Annotated in this window: 11 protein-coding genes, 3 tRNA genes and 2 rRNA genes; 11 read left to right on the top strand and 5 right to left on the bottom strand. The window is 42.2% G+C overall.

Annotation, left to right across the window (positions count from 1 at the left end):
* Window positions 1-2: 2 nt before the first annotated feature.
* Window positions 3-2887 (top strand): 23S ribosomal RNA (locus FHG08_RS04335).
* A 138-nt stretch (window positions 2888-3025) separates the two neighbouring features.
* Window positions 3026-3140 (top strand): 5S ribosomal RNA (rrf, locus tag FHG08_RS04340).
* Window positions 3141-3374: 234 nt separating this feature from the next.
* On the opposite strand, the gene FHG08_RS04345 is transcribed toward rrf, so the two are convergent.
* The 4 genes from FHG08_RS04345 to uvrD are packed head-to-tail and all read right to left on the bottom strand — an operon-like array spanning window position 3375 to window position 9615.
* Window positions 3375-4232: a chemotaxis protein gene (locus FHG08_RS04345; protein ID WP_178954560.1), complete on the bottom strand. Its 858-nt coding sequence runs from the start codon at window positions 4230-4232 to the stop codon at window positions 3375-3377.
* Window positions 4233-4288: 56 nt separating this feature from the next.
* Window positions 4289-5413, bottom strand: coding sequence for an ABC transporter substrate-binding protein (locus FHG08_RS04350; RefSeq protein WP_178954562.1), 1125 nt, complete (start codon window positions 5411-5413; stop codon window positions 4289-4291).
* Window positions 5382-7472 carry a GNAT family N-acetyltransferase gene (locus FHG08_RS04355; protein ID WP_178954564.1) on the bottom strand — a complete coding sequence of 697 codons (2091 nt, stop codon included), beginning with the start codon at window positions 7470-7472 and terminating at the stop codon, window positions 5382-5384. The genes FHG08_RS04350 and FHG08_RS04355 overlap by 32 nt, the downstream gene beginning before the upstream one ends.
* Window positions 7450-9615, bottom strand: a complete 2166-nt coding sequence (gene uvrD / locus FHG08_RS04360; protein ID WP_008108265.1) for a DNA helicase II — start codon at window positions 9613-9615, stop codon at window positions 7450-7452. Before uvrD ends, FHG08_RS04355 begins: the two co-directional genes overlap by 23 nt.
* A 315-nt stretch (window positions 9616-9930) precedes the next feature.
* Between uvrD and FHG08_RS04365 the strand changes: the two genes are divergently transcribed.
* From FHG08_RS04365 to FHG08_RS04375, 3 genes are all read left to right on the top strand, one after another.
* Complete coding sequence (locus tag FHG08_RS04365) at window positions 9931-10155, top strand: hypothetical protein (protein WP_054202800.1); 225 nt, start codon at window positions 9931-9933, stop codon at window positions 10153-10155.
* Window positions 10156-10466: 311 nt separating this feature from the next.
* Window positions 10467-10835, top strand: coding sequence for a YacL family protein (locus FHG08_RS04370; protein ID WP_008108271.1), 369 nt, complete (start codon window positions 10467-10469; stop codon window positions 10833-10835).
* Window positions 10836-10887: 52 nt separating this feature from the next.
* A complete protein-coding gene (locus tag FHG08_RS04375) occupies window positions 10888-11514 on the top strand; it encodes a dUTP diphosphatase (RefSeq protein ID WP_178954566.1) in 627 nt (208 codons plus the stop codon).
* A gap of 28 nt (window positions 11515-11542) precedes the next feature.
* Here the strand turns inward: FHG08_RS04375 and yrfG are convergent, their stop codons facing one another.
* Window positions 11543-12190, bottom strand: coding sequence for a GMP/IMP nucleotidase (yrfG, locus tag FHG08_RS04380; RefSeq protein WP_178954567.1), 648 nt, complete (start codon window positions 12188-12190; stop codon window positions 11543-11545).
* A 264-nt stretch (window positions 12191-12454) separates the two neighbouring features.
* Here yrfG and nudE point away from each other — a divergent pair, with 264 nt between their 5' ends.
* From nudE to FHG08_RS04410, 6 genes are all read left to right on the top strand, one after another.
* Window positions 12455-13027 carry an ADP compounds hydrolase NudE gene (gene nudE / locus FHG08_RS04385; protein WP_008108276.1) on the top strand — a complete coding sequence of 191 codons (573 nt, stop codon included), beginning with the start codon at window positions 12455-12457 and terminating at the stop codon, window positions 13025-13027.
* Complete coding sequence (gene cysQ / locus FHG08_RS04390; protein ID WP_008108277.1) at window positions 13020-13817, top strand: 3'(2'),5'-bisphosphate nucleotidase CysQ; 798 nt, start codon at window positions 13020-13022, stop codon at window positions 13815-13817. The genes nudE and cysQ overlap by 8 nt, the downstream gene beginning before the upstream one ends.
* Before the next feature lie 141 nt (window positions 13818-13958).
* Window positions 13959-14035: transfer RNA gene (locus tag FHG08_RS04395), tRNA-Met, on the top strand.
* A gap of 81 nt (window positions 14036-14116) precedes the next feature.
* Window positions 14117-14193 (top strand) — tRNA-Met (locus tag FHG08_RS04400).
* 67 nt (window positions 14194-14260) lie between these two features.
* Window positions 14261-14337: transfer RNA gene (locus FHG08_RS04405), tRNA-Met, on the top strand.
* 622 nt (window positions 14338-14959) lie between these two features.
* The gene (locus FHG08_RS04410; RefSeq protein ID WP_008108278.1) at window positions 14960-15574 is read left to right on the top strand and encodes a trimeric intracellular cation channel family protein; all 615 of its coding nucleotides are present in this window, start codon (window positions 14960-14962) and stop codon (window positions 15572-15574) included.
* Window positions 15575-15872: the final 298 nt, after the last annotated feature.

Below are 15872 nucleotides of genomic sequence, written 5' to 3' on the forward strand. Positions count from 1 at the left end.
ATGGTTAAGTGACTAAGCGTACACGGTGGATGCCTTGGCAGTTGGAGGCGATGAAGGACGTATTAACTTGCGATAAGCCTAGTCAAGCTAGTAAAAAGCACTTGAGACTAGGATTTCCGAATGGGGAAACCCACCTGCTTGCAGGTATCGTTAACTGAATACATAGGTTAACGAGGCGAACGCGGAGAACTGAAACATCTAAGTACCCGTAGGAAAAGAAATCAACCGAGATTCCGATAGTAGCGGCGAGCGAAATCGGAACAGCCCTTAAGCTTATTATGTGTTAATGGAAGGCTCTGGAAAGTGCCACGATACAGGGTGATAGTCCCGTACATGAAAACGCATTTTAAGTGAAATCGAGTAGGTCGGAGCACGTGAAACTTTGACTGAATATAGGTGGACCATCATCTAAGGCTAAATACTCCCAACTGACCGATAGTGAACCAGTACCGTGAGGGAAAGGCGAAAAGAACCCCTGTGAGGGGAGTGAAATAGAACCTGAAACCGTGTACGTACAAGCAGTAGGAGCCCCTCGAGGGTGACTGCGTACCTTTTGTATAATGGGTCAGCGACTTATATTTTGTAGCGAGGTTAACCGATTAGGGTAGCCGTAGGGAAACCGAGTCTTAACTGGGCGAATAGTTGCAAGGTATAGACCCGAAACCCGGTGATCTAGCCATGGGCAGGTTGAAGGTTGAGTAACATCAACTGGAGGACCGAACCCACTAACGTTGAAAAGTTAGGGGATGACCTGTGGTTAGGAGTGAAAGGCTAATCAAACCGGGAGATAGCTGGTTCTCCCCGAAATCTATTTAGGTAGAGCCTCGGACGAATACTTACGGGGGTAGAGCACTGTTAAGGCTAGGGGGTCATCCCGACTTACCAACCCTTTGCAAACTCCGAATACCGTAAAGTAATATCCGGGAGACACACGGCGGGTGCTAACGTCCGTCGTGAAGAGGGAAACAACCCAGACCGCCAGCTAAGGTCCCAAAGTCATAGTTAAGTGGGAAACGATGTGGAAAGGCCCAGACAGCCAGGAGGTTGGCTTAGAAGCAGCCATCCTTTAAAGAAAGCGTAATAGCTCACTGGTCGAGTCGGTCTGCGCGGAAGATGTAACGGGGCTAAACTATGCACCGAAGCTGCGGATTCAGAATTTATTCTGAGTGGTAGGGGAGCGTTCTGTAAGCGGTTGAAGGTGTACCGGGAGGTATGCTGGACGTATCAGAAGTGCGAATGCTGACATGAGTAACGATAATGCGGGTGAAAAACCCGCACGCCGGAAGACCAAGGGTTCCTATCCCATGTTAATCAGGGTAGGGTAAGTCGACCCCTAAGGCGAGGCCGAAAGGCGTAGTCGATGGGAAACGGATTAATATTTCCGTACTTGGTATAATTGCGATGGGGGGACGGAGCAGGCTAAGCAAGCATGGCGATGGTAGTCCATGTGAAAGTGTGTAGGCTAGTGACTTAGGTAAATCCGGGTTGCTGTTAGGCTGAGACACGAGACGAGTCACTACGGTGATGAAGTTGCTGATGCCATACTTCCAGGAAAAGCCTCTAAGCTTCAGATTATACCGAATCGTACCCCAAACCGACACAGGTGGTCAGGTAGAGAATACTAAGGCGCTTGAGAGAACTCGGGTGAAGGAACTAGGCAAAATCGTACCGTAACTTCGGGAGAAGGTACGCTCCGATTGGTGATGAGACTTGCTCTCTAAGCTGATTGGAGCCGCAGTGACCAGGTGGCTGGGACTGTTTATTAAAAACACAGCACTGTGCAAAATCGCAAGATGACGTATACGGTGTGACACCTGCCCGGTGCCGGAAGGTTAATTGATGGGGTTATCTTCGGAGAAGCTCTTGATCGAAGCCCCGGTAAACGGCGGCCGTAACTATAACGGTCCTAAGGTAGCGAAATTCCTTGTCGGGTAAGTTCCGACCTGCACGAATGGTGTAACCATGGCCACGCTGTCTCCACCCGAGACTCAGTGAAATTGAAATCGCAGTGAAGATGCTGTGTACCCGCGGCTAGACGGAAAGACCCCGTGAACCTTTACTACAGCTTGGCACTGAACATTGAACCTACATGTGTAGGATAGGTGGGAGACTTTGAAGCAGAGACGCTAGTTTTTGTGGAGTCGTCCTTGAAATACCACCCTTGTAGTTTTGATGTTCTAACGTTGGCCCCTGAATCGGGGTTACGGACAGTGCCTGGTGGGTAGTTTGACTGGGGCGGTCTCCTCCCAAAGAGTAACGGAGGAGCACGAAGGTTGGCTAAGTACGGTCGGACATCGTACGGTTAGTGTAATGGTAGAAGCCAGCTTAACTGCGAGACAGACACGTCGAGCAGGTACGAAAGTAGGTCATAGTGATCCGGTGGTTCTGAATGGAAGGGCCATCGCTCAACGGATAAAAGGTACTCCGGGGATAACAGGCTGATACCGCCCAAGAGTTCATATCGACGGCGGTGTTTGGCACCTCGATGTCGGCTCATCACATCCTGGGGCTGAAGTCGGTCCCAAGGGTATGGCTGTTCGCCATTTAAAGTGGTACGCGAGCTGGGTTTAGAACGTCGTGAGACAGTTCGGTCCCTATCTGCCGTGGGCGTTTGAGAATTGAGAGGGGTTGCTCCTAGTACGAGAGGACCGGAGTGAACGAACCGCTGGTGTTCGGGTTGTCATGCCAATGGCATTGCCCGGTAGCTACGTTCGGAACTGATAAGCGCTGAAAGCATCTAAGCGCGAAGCAGGCCTCGAGATGAGTTCTCACTAGACTTTTAAAGTCTCTGAAGGGCCGTTGAAGACTACAACGTTGATAGGCAAGATGTGGAAGTGGTGTGAGCCATTAAGCTAACTTGTACTAATTACCCGTGAGGCTTAACCATACAACGCCAAACGCGTTTTATGTGATAGTGAAACAAGCGAAGAAGTTAATAGACTAAAGTAGATTACTGAAAACTTTTATTATCAGAAATTCCAAATTTTAGTTAGTGCGTAGCGATACGGACTGACACCCAAATTTGCTTGGTGACAATAGCGTTTTGGACCCACCTGACCCCATGCCGAACTCAGTAGTGAAACGAAACAGCGCCGATGATAGTGTAGCATTTGTTATGTGAAAGTAGGTCATTACCAGGCTCCAAATAAGAGAAAGCCCGACTCAAAAGAGTCGGGCTTTTTTACGTCTGAAGAAAAGTGAAAATATTATCCGTCAGCCGTCAGCCGTCAGCTATCAGTTGCACTGCGTTAATCAGACAACCGTAGCATGGGTTGAGTATTACGAAACCCATGGGAAAAATAGCGCACCGACTCTAAATACAAGCAAGCCTGATTTAAAAGAGTCGGGCTTTTACGGGTGTAAAGGAAGCATTCTTAAAACAGTCCATAGGCTTCAGTTTCTTGCTCTTGAGCGCTGCTAGATGGTTCAAGCTCTTTGGGCTTAAATATTGCGCTAGGATCAATAAGTACACTATGTTTATCAGCAAGCTTAATTAGACCATACATCATGTTTCTTGTTTGGGGGTCAATATCAAAACCAACTTCAGTGAGCTTATCTAGTGGTTTAATATCCTCTTTTTTATATTCAATATTATCTTCCACTTTATCAACTAACAGGCCTATATGAGGGTTCAACCCATCTTTAGTAGTAAAAACAATAATAGGTTTATAATCTAAAGTGATTTGCTCTATTGCCGAGTCAAATAAACGCTCTAGGTGAATAAGTTCATGCCTTCTTATAATCTCAAGTTGAGTACCGACTTGTTTATTGTTGCCTTGTTTATATGCATCTATCGCACTGGTCAATTTGTTTAGGAGCGATTTAAACGGGTTATCAAAGCGTGACATGGTATTTTTTAATTCATCATTATCCGTTTTAAACTCGGTATAAAACTGTTCAAAATCAGTAAGCTCATACTGATTTGTTTTTAACGAGCTTTGCGAAACGAGTAGTTCTTGCTCTAATTTATTAAACCAAGCGATTAGTTGTTTTTGCCAAGATTTAAGTTGTTTTAAAGCATCTAAGTTACTGTGCTCCGTAGAGACTCCATTTAAAATAATTCCAAGGTCGAATACTGGGGTTGGGATCCCCATATAATCTTTAACGCCCAAAAAGCTTTTATTGTCGTTAGGTAACACCGTGAGGTTATTATTAAATTGTTCCGTCAATAAGATATCAAGAATCTTAAGTGAAATGGTTTTATAACCCACTTTAAAGTTAATTAAGTCCATAGTTTCCTCACATACTTAGTTTGTATATTAAGAATAGAACAATATTTGGAAGGTACTTATTTATTCACATAATAAGAGCGATATACATTACGTTTATTTTTATTTTCAATATCAAGAAAAAGCTTTTTGATTATTTTATCATTTATTAACAGTGAATTAAGCTCATTCATTAGGCACGAGTGTTTAAGTGGTAATTTGCAGCTTGCCGCTGCCTTACTAAATGCCATGGCATTAATATAACCTTCAAAATGAAGACGATTGGGTTTTGTAATCTTGCTTGCTTGCATATCAGCTAAAAACTCATTGCAAAAATCATCGCTACAAGTGAGTGGATTGGGAACAATTTCAGTAACCATAATATGAGAGGGAGAAGTTACTTCATCAAATAAGTCAAAGCTAGGTACAAAAGAGACACTAGTATAGTCTGGGGTAAAGTTCTTCGCATATGCACTATTTATAAACTCACCAAGTGGCGCATAGGTACCAACTAAACAGATAGCTGTCACCCCGCTGGCTTGTAAGGCATTAAGCGCTGAAGCTACATCATGACTATTACGTTGGTAACGCGCGACTTTTATAGGCGAAAGTTGATATTTTGCTAGCTCTTTTCTTAGCCCTGATTCGACGTACAAGCCAAACTCATCTGCTTGAATAAATAGCCCTATCTTTGTATGTTTACGCTCCTCTACTAAGTATTTAATTTGCTCTGCGGCTTCGTCATTATAGCTGGCTCTTAGATTAAATATGTTAGCGCGTGATTTATCATGTAGGAAGCTCGCCCCGCTAAAAGGCATTATGAACGGGGTTTGTGACTGCTCTAGTAAAGGTATAATAGCGTGGCTAGTTGGGGTGCCCATAGCACCAAACAGTGCATCGACTTTGTCGGTATAAATAAAAGTACGGGTATTATTAACGGTTTGCTTTGGTTCGTAGTTATCGTCAGCAACTAGAAGTTGTATCTGAGCACCGTTTATACCACCAGCATTATTAACCTTGTTAAAGTAAATGCTACTGCCTTTATGCAACTGTAGGCCAATATTTTGAGCCGGTCCGCTAAGCGCTGTAGACATACCAAGTTTAATAACTTTGCTATTATCTTGCTCTGCATAGGCTATAGGCTGCCCTAAGGCTAATGCGACAGAGGCAATGCTAAGGTGTATTATTATGCGAAGTGCGCTCATACCAGTTATCTACAGCCTTTTTTAATAATATATTAAATGACTTGGTGCCATTCAAACCTAGCTCAGTTTGGATATTTTTAGGTGTCCAATTTTGTAATACTAGCCTAATAAAAACAGATTGGAAATTATCCTCATCATTTGGCAAGCTAAGAGGAGATGCCCAAAAACTCCTCCATAGTAAAGGTTTAATATTAAAGAGCTGATAGTCACTTGTTAACATAGACTTTAATCTTGATTGATCGGCTATGCTGATGGTATGGGTATTAAAGCGTGAAACAATTTTTGCTACCAGTTTATAATCTAGCTGACTAAAATGGCTGAGCAATTGCAAAGGAAAATCAGCTTCGAACTGGGCTGTTAATTGTTCTAGTAGTTGGTCATTTTTAGTTAAGCTCTTAATAACTAATGCGCTATGTTCACCCGTTGCCTTATCTTTTTGAAAACCCAGCTTTACCAAATTAAAGTCATTATTTTGCCAAAAACTAAGTAATTGCGCATTAGCACCAAAGCTAGCACCAAACCAATCACACTCTTTCTGTAATTGCTGTTCACAGTAATGAAGTAATTGTGTTCCTAGGTGCTTATTGTGCTGCCCTGGGTCAATGGCAATTCGCACCACGCGAGCGCAGTATTGTTTTAATACCTCAGGGTTAAAGCTTAATTGTGCAAGGCTTTGCGCCATTAAGTGCCCTTGAGGACGGCGCTTACCTTGCACTACTTCATTACTCAACGATGTAGTAAAGCCACCTTCTATCGCTACTAAACACACACCAAGAATATTATCACCTTGTTGACAAACAAATAGGCGTTGCCCAGCGGCATCTAGTAAGTGACGTAAGTCATTCACACTGGTTTGATAATGTGCCAGTGTTAGTAAGCCAACAACTTGATGAAGCAGTGGTTCGTCGTTAGTAAGTTGATTTGCTTGCAGATGCTTAAATTGTAGGGGAGCAGTATTCAAACTAGCGCTGTGATGTTCTGCATCCAAAGCTAAGAGTGTACGAAGGTGCAGCTCTAAAGGATCGTGCTTTGCAAAACGGATTGGCTGCTCAAGACTGATGCTACGCATGTTTTTAAAATGCGTTTTGAGGTAACGAGTAAACTTTAAAATATAACCGCGACCATTACCTTCATAGCCAATCATAGTGCTTGAAAAGACCACGCGAGGATAAAGGTGAAGAATTTTTATGAGAATTGGAACAGGGATTGCTGCTGCTTCATCAATTAATAGCAAATCGCACTGCGGTTGTTCGTTCAGTAGTTGATCAGGCGCCACATAGTGCATGTTTGCAATGTGTTTATCGCCAGCTTGATATTCTATATCAAGCGCACTCGCTAAGTGCTTAAAACTACTGTGCAAAGCACGAAATTGCATAGAGCAAATAAGTATGTTTTTATCGCTGAGTTTACTTGCTGCAATACCTAATGCGGCTGATTTTCCTCTTCCCCGATCTGCATTAATTAATAATGGTCGATTTGCTCGTCCGTTTGCTGTTTTTATTATTAATTCAATACACTGTTGTTGCTCGGTAAAGTCAATTTCACCAGTTGATAGATTCGTACCGGTAATACACTGCCAACCATTTTGCTGGCTAAAATGCAGTAAAGTAGTTTTGCTTAGTAAGTGAGCTAAGCGTTGGTTAAAAAAGCTGTAAGGGTGCATTTGCCCAAAAGATTGAAATAAGGGAAGGGCGTCATCACACCAGTGTTCAAGTTCTTTAAGTTCGGGTAGCAATATAATTAAAAAACCACCTGCTTGCACAACGCCACTAAGCGCAGCTAGTTTATCTGGCACCAGTCCACTGTAGCCGTCATAAACAGCATGGGCGCACTCTTGCCCTAAAATTTGGTGGGTATGCTCTGGCCAATGTGCATTAATTAAATGAGTGCTTTTTGACAGTACAAAAGAAGGGTGCTGCAAATGAGCAAGCAGCTGAGTACATTGCTCATAACACCAATTTTTATCGCCTGTAAGCAGCAGTAACTGGCGATGTTTCGCATACGCAAGTTGTTGCTGTACACGCTCTACAACGTGGTTAAACGGCTTGTAATCTTGCATAAGCTGTTACTAACCACTTACTGCCTAAGTCGTCAAAGTTAACTTGTACGCGAGATTGTGCGCCACTGCCTTCGTAGTTGAGTACGGTGCCAATGCCAAACTTTGCATGCAGCACGCGTTGACCTAAGTTAAATCCGCTTTCTTCAAATGCAGCATGGCTAACCGATGCGCTAAAGCGACCGGCTGCAGGCGGGCGAGATACTTGTGTTTTAATGCGAATTTCTTCTACGCAGTCTTCGGGTATTTCACGTAAAAAGCGCGATGGGCTGTGATATTTCTCTTGGCCATATAAACGGCGGCTTTCGGCATGGCTTATATACAGCTTATCCATAGCGCGGGTCATACCCACGTAACAAAGACGGCGCTCTTCTTCTAAACGGCCGGTTTCTTCATTACTTTGCTGAGATGGAAACATACCTTCTTCAACACCGACCATAAACACTAAAGGAAACTCCAAACCTTTAGCTGAGTGAAGCGTCATCATTTGTACGGCGTCTTCATGCTCATCGGCTTGGCCTTCGCCAGATTCAAGTGAGGTATAAGCTAAAAAGCCTTGTAGTGGCGAGCTAAACTCTTCCTCTTCAGGGAGTTCATACTGATCGCAGGCACTAATTAATTCTTCTAAGTTTTCTACTCGAGCGCGGCCTTTTTCGCCTTTTTCAGCCTGATACATAGCCATTAACCCTGAGGTTTGAATCGCGTATTTAGCTTGCTCATGCAACGTTAAGTCACTAATTTTATCTTCAATATGCTCAATAAGTTCGACAAACTTTGCAACAGCTCCTGATGCTCGACCCGATAAATGCTGTTGTTCTACAATGGCTTTAGCAGCATACCAAAGCGGCAAAGATTCAGCGCGAGCGCAGTCACGTATATGGCTTAATGTTTTGTCGCCAATCCCACGGGCTGGGGTATTAATTACACGCTCAAATGCGGCATCATCTTGGCGGTTACCCACTAAGCGTAAGTATGAGAGGGCATCTTTAATTTCTTGACGTTCGAAGAATCGCATACCACCATAAATTCGGTATTTTAAACCTTCTTGTAGCATCGCTTCTTCAAGTACCCGCGATTGCGCATTACTACGATACAAAATAGCCGCATCCTGTAGCGCATTTCCGGCATTTAGCCAGCTGCGTAATTTGCTACTCACAAAGCGCGCTTCATCTAGCTCGTTAAAGGCAGCATAAATAGAAATTGGCTCGCCGTCGTTACCGTCAGTCCACAAGCTTTTACCCATACGCTCGGAGTTATTTTGTATAAGTGCATTAGACGCTTTAAGAATAGTGGCAGTCGAGCGATAGTTTTGCTCAAGGCGAATCGTCTCTGCATCAAAGTCTGTTAAAAAGCGTTTGATATTTTCAATTTTAGCGCCACGCCAACCGTAAATACTTTGGTCATCATCACCTACAATCATAATACTACTAGTGTCGCCCGCAAGTAATTTTAGCCATGCATACTGAATAGTATTGGTATCTTGAAACTCGTCTACTAGCATGTGTGCGAAGCGCTGCTGATAATGACGAAGCAGGGTTGGGTTGTTTTTAAGAACCTCATAACTACGTAGTAATATTTCAGCAAAATCAACTAGGCCCGCTCTATCACAAGCTTCTTGATAGGCTGCGTAAACGCGCAGCATCATTTGCTCGTTAATATCGTATGCCTGAATATCTTTAGGGCGCAGAGCTTCGTCTTTTTTAGCGCTTATGTACCAACCAAACTGTTTGGCTGGCCATTTTTTATCATCAATATTCATCGATTTTAACAAGCGCTTGATCATGCGAAGCTGATCGTCTGAGTCTAAAATTTGAAAGGCTTCAGGTAAATTTGCTTCACGGTGATGTGCCCGTAAAATTCGGTGCGATAAACCATGGAAAGTACCAATCCACATGCCGCCAACAGGGGCTTTTAGAGTTTCTTCAACCCTTGAACGCATCTCTTTAGCGGCTTTATTGGTAAAGGTTACCGCAAAAATACTGTAGGCAGAGGCTTGCTCTACTTGCATTAACCAGGCAATACGATGAACCAATACTCGAGTTTTACCTGAACCTGCTCCTGCTAATACCAGCATGTTTTGTAATGGCGCTGCAACGGCATCGCGTTGTTTATCATTTAAGCCATCGAGTAATTCTGAAACGTCCATCGTTACGCCTTTTTAATCAATAATGAGAGCAGTATAACAGGTGTTTTTGTTAGGCTAAATAAAATACTGTTTTTATAAACAGCTATTTATAAAATAGGTATTTAAGTTGTTGAATAGTGAACAGTATAAACTGAGCAAGTAACTAAAATAGCTATTTAAAATTGCTAATTTGACTTATTTTTGGCAAAAAATACTAAAGCGATAAATTCGTAATAATTTAACTGTATGATTTGTAAGCCTTAATAAATTGGCATAAAGTGTGTAAGTATAAATAATAAGTACAAATACAAAATTAATTAAACTACAGAGGTTAGTATGTCTCAACAAGGTTCTGGCGGAAATGTAATAGCCGCTCTATGTAATATTTTTTTCCCGGGTTTAGGGCAGTTGGTGCAGGGTCGTATTTTATCGGCGCTGGTGTTTGCCATTTTGGTTTTTGGCGGTTACGCGTTATGGTTCTTAGTTGTTCCAGCTATTGTTGGAGCCGTATTCCATTTATGGGCAATTATTGATGCTGCCCGCTATCGCTCAGGCGGTTAGCTATATTGATGATACTAAATAACCTGAACTCTGGATAATAAATCTATCTCTAGCAGCTATTTTGAGCGCTAACTGCGTTGAATTTACTTGCAATAGACTAGCTATTGACGCGTAATTTCGCCTTGTTTTCACTGAAAATTTCTGGCTAGAGAAAATAAACATAAATATCATTTTATTCAATATGTTAGTAAATCTCTTAACCAGAGTTCAGGTTAAGTAGCGCCTTGCGGCGCTATTTTTGTATCTGGCTTGCGTTATTCATAACTGACTAGGTTATAATCTATTGTAATTAGCAGTACTGGAATAAAGTTATGGAATACCAATTTATTCGCGACCCTATTAGTGGGTTAAGAATTAAAATAAGCAGCGAGCATGCGATTATAGGCCGTTGGTTAAATGAAGAAATAGGCAAAGACAAAGTGGCTATGGTGCTGGCGCTTATTAGCTCGGTGAGTTCAAGCTTTGAACCGTTAACACTTAAAGGCCAAGAAATTGACCTGATCCTTTCTAAAGATGAAGCGTTATTTGAAGCGCATGCGCTGCATCAAGATAACGAAGATATATTAGCCTACCAAGATGACGAATTAATGCTTGAAGAGAATGATTTAAGCAGCGGTTGTGGTTTTGAAGACTTTGTTGACCTGATCAACTCATGGCATGAGTTTTCGGCTGGTCGTTAAGTTATATTATCTGTATTATTACCCTAATTATAAATCCAACAGTGGAACCAATATGTCTGCGAATTTAAACAAGCTAGTTGTTATGCTAGAAATGCAAAATGCCATGAATACTAAAGTACATGAGCAATGGTTTAGCCAAGGCTTTGAATGGTACCGAGCTATTTGGGTTGAATGTGCAGAAATGTTAGACCATTACGGTTGGAAATGGTGGAAAAAACAAACACCAGATACTGAACAGGTGATTTTAGAGCTGGTTGATATTTTTCACTTTGGCTTATCGTTGCGTATTGACGGTGAGACTAGCTACGAGCAAATAGCAACAAAACTACAAGCCGAAATGAGTGCACCACAACAAGGTGATGACTTTAAACAAACACTTGAATTATTAGCAGCCAGTGCTGTTGCCAATAAAGCGTTTAATGCAGCCGCTTTTGCTGGTTGTATGGCGCAAATAGGCATGGATATTGATGATTTATACCGTGGTTATGTAGGTAAAAATACGCTTAACTTTTTCCGCCAAGATCATGGCTACAAAGATGGCAGCTACATTAAAGTATGGCATGGTCAAGAAGATAACGAACACTTAGTAGAAGTAGTTAAAAGCCTTGATACTGAACATGCAGATTTTGCAAAACAGGTATATCAAGGCTTAGTAGCGCGTTACCCTCAGGGCGAATGAGCTAAATAAGCTAAATAAGCTAAATAAGCTAAATAAGCTTACGGTAATCGGTGACGCTTATGTAGTCGGTTATATCGTTATGTGGTTGTTGACTATTAGGGTTAGCAACCGCAAGTAAATGCTCAATGCCGTATTTTCGTGCGGCATTTAATACCGGTAAACTGTCATCTACAAATAAAGTGCGGCGTTTATCAAACCCTAAGTCCCCTTGCACTTTATGCCACAAGCTTTGTTGCTCTTTACTTACTCCATATTCATGAGTCGATACCACCCCGTCTAAATAGTTATCAATAGCGGTATGTTCAAATTTAAGCATGACGCATTCAGGATGGGCATTAGTCAGCAAAATGAGCTCTTTACCTGCTCGTCTAAGTTCAGTTAAAAAATGCGGAACGTCTTCACGAATTTTGATTAAGTGGGCAGACTGGCGCTTTAGTTCGAGAATAGGTAAGTTTAGCTGTGCCTCCCAATAGTCAGAGCAGTACCACTGAATTTTGCCACTCACAGCCTGATAGCGTTTTAAGATATCTGCGCGGGCTTCCTCAAAACTGATATTTTGAGCCAGAGCATGTTGTTGGGGTACAACATTGAGCCAAAAGTCAGTGTCATAATGTAAATCAAGTAAAGTTCCATCCATGTCGAGTAATACAGTATCGATTTTTGACCAGTTGAGCATGATGTATCCTTGTGAAAACTACTTTTTGAAATGAATAAGTTGCGATGAAGTAGATTAATGAACTTTGTAAATTGAGTTATTAAGGTATAAATCCGACAATATTATATTAAGAGCGTATTCGTAGCCTAAAATAAAGAATTAACCTTAGCTAAACCCGAGAATTATTTGCTCAATTAAATTGCTTTTAATTCAAACTGAAACTCGCATCTTATACTCATTTGGGTATATGATTAGTATAACTGCAATGATAGCAAATTGATGCCCATGACACAGAAAAAGCACCCAACACCACCACAAATTCTCAGTAATAATGTTGTCGCTAAAAGTCGCTTATTTACTGTGGAGTCTTTAGAGCTTAAGTTTTCAAATAACGAAGAGCGTCAGTATGAGCGAATTCGCGGCGGTGGTCGTGGAGCCGTTATGATTGTACCTATGACCACTGAAAATGAGTTATTACTGGTTCGTGAGTATTGTGCAGGCACCAATGACTATCAGTTAGGGTTTCCCAAAGGGCTCATTGACCCAGGTGAAACGCCTGAACAGGCTGCAAACAGAGAGCTCAAAGAAGAAATTGGCTTTGGCGCTGAATACTTTAAACCGCTTAAAACGGTCACTATGGCACCGAGCTATTTTAACGCAACCATGCATATTTTGTTTGCTAAAAATTTATATCCTGAAACCTTACTAGGCGATGAGCCTGAGCCCTTAGTGGTTGTGAAATGGCCACTTTCACAATGGCAGTCGTTATTAGAGCAACCTGACTTTACTGAAGCACGTAGTGTTGCGGCTCTGCTATTATTAGATAAGTATTTAGCCTCAGGAGACATTAATGAATAAACTTCTAGAGCCATGTATTGAGCTTGCGCAAAGTGCAGGGGATGCCATTATGTCTTTGTATAAAAAAGACGATATTGGTCAGCAAGAAAAATCAGATAATACGCCAGTAACTAAAGCAGATTTAGCTGCAAATGATGTGCTCGTGGCGGGTTTAAATGCGCTTGCTCCTGACATTCCTATTATGTCAGAAGAAACCCCCATTCCAGCGTTGCAAGATAGACAGCACTGGCAACGTTATTGGTTGCTTGACCCAATGGATGGCACCGGTGAATTTATACTCGAAAGTGGTGACTTTGCCGTTAATATTGCATTGATAGAAAATAACCACCCAGTGTTGGGGGTTATTCATTGGCCAGCAAAGGGCGTGACCTATTATGCAACGGCTAAAAATGGGGCATTTAAGCGTGAAGGTGAGCACGATAAACAAATATTTGTTGCACCGCCCGAGAGTTTAACTTTGGCTGTAAGCCGCCGCCAAAAAATAGAAGCAGTTAGCCAGTATCTAAATGCGCAATTTGCAACTGTGGCTTTAGGTTCGTGTTCACTTAAGGCGTGTATTGTTGCTGAGGGTAAAGCAGATTGTTTTTTAAGAATAGGTCCTACAGGTGAGTGGGATACGGGGGCATCGCAAGTTATTGTTGAAGAAGCGGGCGGCTGTATTACCGACGCTGAATTTAATCCTTTAACGTATAACCAAAGAGAAAGCACAGAAAATCCTGACTTTATTGTTATGGGTCATCCCGACTGGGAGTGGCAAAAAATGATAAATCCACATCAACGATTACTGTAAACACCACTGTTTGATGGGTTTTTGTTCACTTAAACGCTTTTAATTAGTAAAACCTTGCATTATAGGTTTATTCCTATATTATAGCGCTCTCTTCGAAACAGGCTTGTGAATAACACAAAACTGTTACTAAGAAATTACAGGCGCGGGATGGAGCAGCCTGGTAGCTCGTCGGGCTCATAACCCGAAGGTCGTCGGTTCAAATCCGGCTCCCGCAACCAATTCTCTTCGTTAGATTTGGTGCTGTAAAACTCTAACTTAAGAGATTAAATTAAGTAGTCGATAGACTTTAAATATACAGGCGCGGGATGGAGCAGCCTGGTAGCTCGTCGGGCTCATAACCCGAAGGTCGTCGGTTCAAATCCGGCTCCCGCAACCAATTTTCTTTAGAGGATTGGAAGCCAAGTTGTAATGTAAGCAACTATAAATAAATCTGCAATTTCAGGCGCGGGATGGAGCAGTCTGGTAGCTCGTCGGGCTCATAACCCGAAGGTCGTCGGTTCAAATCCGGCTCCCGCAACCACTGAAATAAATTGTAAGAATGAATCGACACTCTATACGAGTGTTTTTTTATGCCTAAAATTCAGTGAAATGGATAGCTCGTCGGTCTCAGCTCTCCATTAGCCAGCAAAGGTCGTCTATTAAATTCCGGCTTCCGCAACCACTGAAATAACATGTTTTATTAAATCGACACGCTAAAGCGTGTTTTTTTATACCTGAAATTCAGTGAAGTAAATAGCTCGTCGGTCTCAACTCTCCATTAGCCAGCAAAGGTCGTCTATTAAATTCCGGCTCCCACAACCACTGAAATAATATGTTTTATTAAATCGACACGCTAAAGCGTGTTTTTTTATGCCTGAAATTCAGTGAAGTAAATAGCTCGTCGGTCTCAGCTCTTCATTAGCCAGCAAAGGTCGTCGGTTCGCTCCTTACAAACTCTGGCTCCCGCAACCACTGAAATAAACAGTTATAGTAAAGCAACACGCCTAAAGCGTGTTTTTTTATGCCTAAAATTCATATTCCCTCACGCTATTTTTAACACGTATACCTGCTGTTCTTTTCTAATTCTACTTTTTGAAAGTGTTATTGCTGAATATTTAGTATGCTATGCACTAAACTCTTTAAAACTTTTTGTAATCAAAATTATGACTGAACTTTATCACTGGTTTGATTTAATAGGTGTGGCGGTATTTGCTATCTCAGGCACCTTGGTAGCCTATGAAAAGAAAATGGATGGCTTTGGTGTAGTTGTACTTGCAACTGTTACGGCTATTGGCGGCGGTACCGTTCGCGATGTGATACTCGACCAGCCCGTATTTTGGTTACACGACCAAAGCTACTTCTACGCTATTTTGGTGGCGGTTCTGGTTACTACACGACTGATCAATAAGCAAAAATCCATTCCATACTATGTATTGCAAACTGCTGACGCGTTTGGCTTAGCCTTTTTTGCGGTCATGGGAGCGCAAAAAGCGCAATTGGCTGGTATGCCAGATATGACGGTTGTGATTATGGCTGTAATAACCCCCTGTTTTGGTGGGCTTATTCGCGACGTGCTTGCCCGCGATATTCCAATGCTGCTTAAAGGTGAGCTGTATGCTATTACCTGTATTGCTGGTGGCATTGTCTATACATTAAGTATCAACCTATCGTTAACGGTGGAAGTGGCAATGATTCTGAGTATGCTAATGACCTTATTGCTACGTTTTTCGGCGATTAAATGGAAGATTATATTACATGTTTTTAAATATCCTGACTAAACTGTGTAAATACAGCTGTTAACTAGGGCCTGTTGACCTTTGCGGATTAAAGTTTGTTCAAACTAGGGGCGATTTAATCGCAGCGCGAGGTTTGTAACCTAGTGGGCTAAGTAAAAACCGAGCAACAAAGAGTTAATTGTCCCTAGGCAGAACCCTTCGGGCAGCGCCTGTTTGGCATTGATGCTGCGTTATCGCCTATTTATGGGGAGTAACCACACGACATAGGCTCTGCCTTGCCTAAATACCAAACAGACTGCTGCAAATTTAACCTTGAAAGGTCAGCAGACCCTAGGATAAG

The sequence above is a fragment of the Pseudoalteromonas sp. Scap03 genome, from assembly GCF_013393115.1.
Classification (GTDB): domain Bacteria; phylum Pseudomonadota; class Gammaproteobacteria; order Enterobacterales; family Alteromonadaceae; genus Pseudoalteromonas.

What these genes read in the sequence shown, in the direction of transcription:
- FHG08_RS04355 (WP_178954564.1), bottom strand. Translation starts at nt 7,472, where the DNA reads ATGCAAGATTACAAGCCGTTTAACCACGTTGTAGAGCGTGTACAGCAA.
- nudE (WP_008108276.1), top strand. Translation starts at nt 12,455, where the DNA reads ATGACACAGAAAAAGCACCCAACACCACCACAAATTCTCAGTAATAAT.
- cysQ (WP_008108277.1), top strand. Translation starts at nt 13,020, where the DNA reads ATGAATAAACTTCTAGAGCCATGTATTGAGCTTGCGCAAAGTGCAGGG.
- uvrD (WP_008108265.1), bottom strand. Translation starts at nt 9,615, where the DNA reads ATGGACGTTTCAGAATTACTCGATGGCTTAAATGATAAACAACGCGAT.
- FHG08_RS04410 (WP_008108278.1), top strand. Translation starts at nt 14,960, where the DNA reads ATGACTGAACTTTATCACTGGTTTGATTTAATAGGTGTGGCGGTATTT.
- yrfG (WP_178954567.1), bottom strand. Translation starts at nt 12,190, where the DNA reads ATGCTCAACTGGTCAAAAATCGATACTGTATTACTCGACATGGATGGA.
- FHG08_RS04350 (WP_178954562.1), bottom strand. Translation starts at nt 5,413, where the DNA reads ATGAGCGCACTTCGCATAATAATACACCTTAGCATTGCCTCTGTCGCA.
- FHG08_RS04345 (WP_178954560.1), bottom strand. Translation starts at nt 4,232, where the DNA reads ATGGACTTAATTAACTTTAAAGTGGGTTATAAAACCATTTCACTTAAG.
- FHG08_RS04370 (WP_008108271.1), top strand. Translation starts at nt 10,467, where the DNA reads ATGGAATACCAATTTATTCGCGACCCTATTAGTGGGTTAAGAATTAAA.
- FHG08_RS04365 (WP_054202800.1), top strand. Translation starts at nt 9,931, where the DNA reads ATGTCTCAACAAGGTTCTGGCGGAAATGTAATAGCCGCTCTATGTAAT.
- FHG08_RS04375 (WP_178954566.1), top strand. Translation starts at nt 10,888, where the DNA reads ATGTCTGCGAATTTAAACAAGCTAGTTGTTATGCTAGAAATGCAAAAT.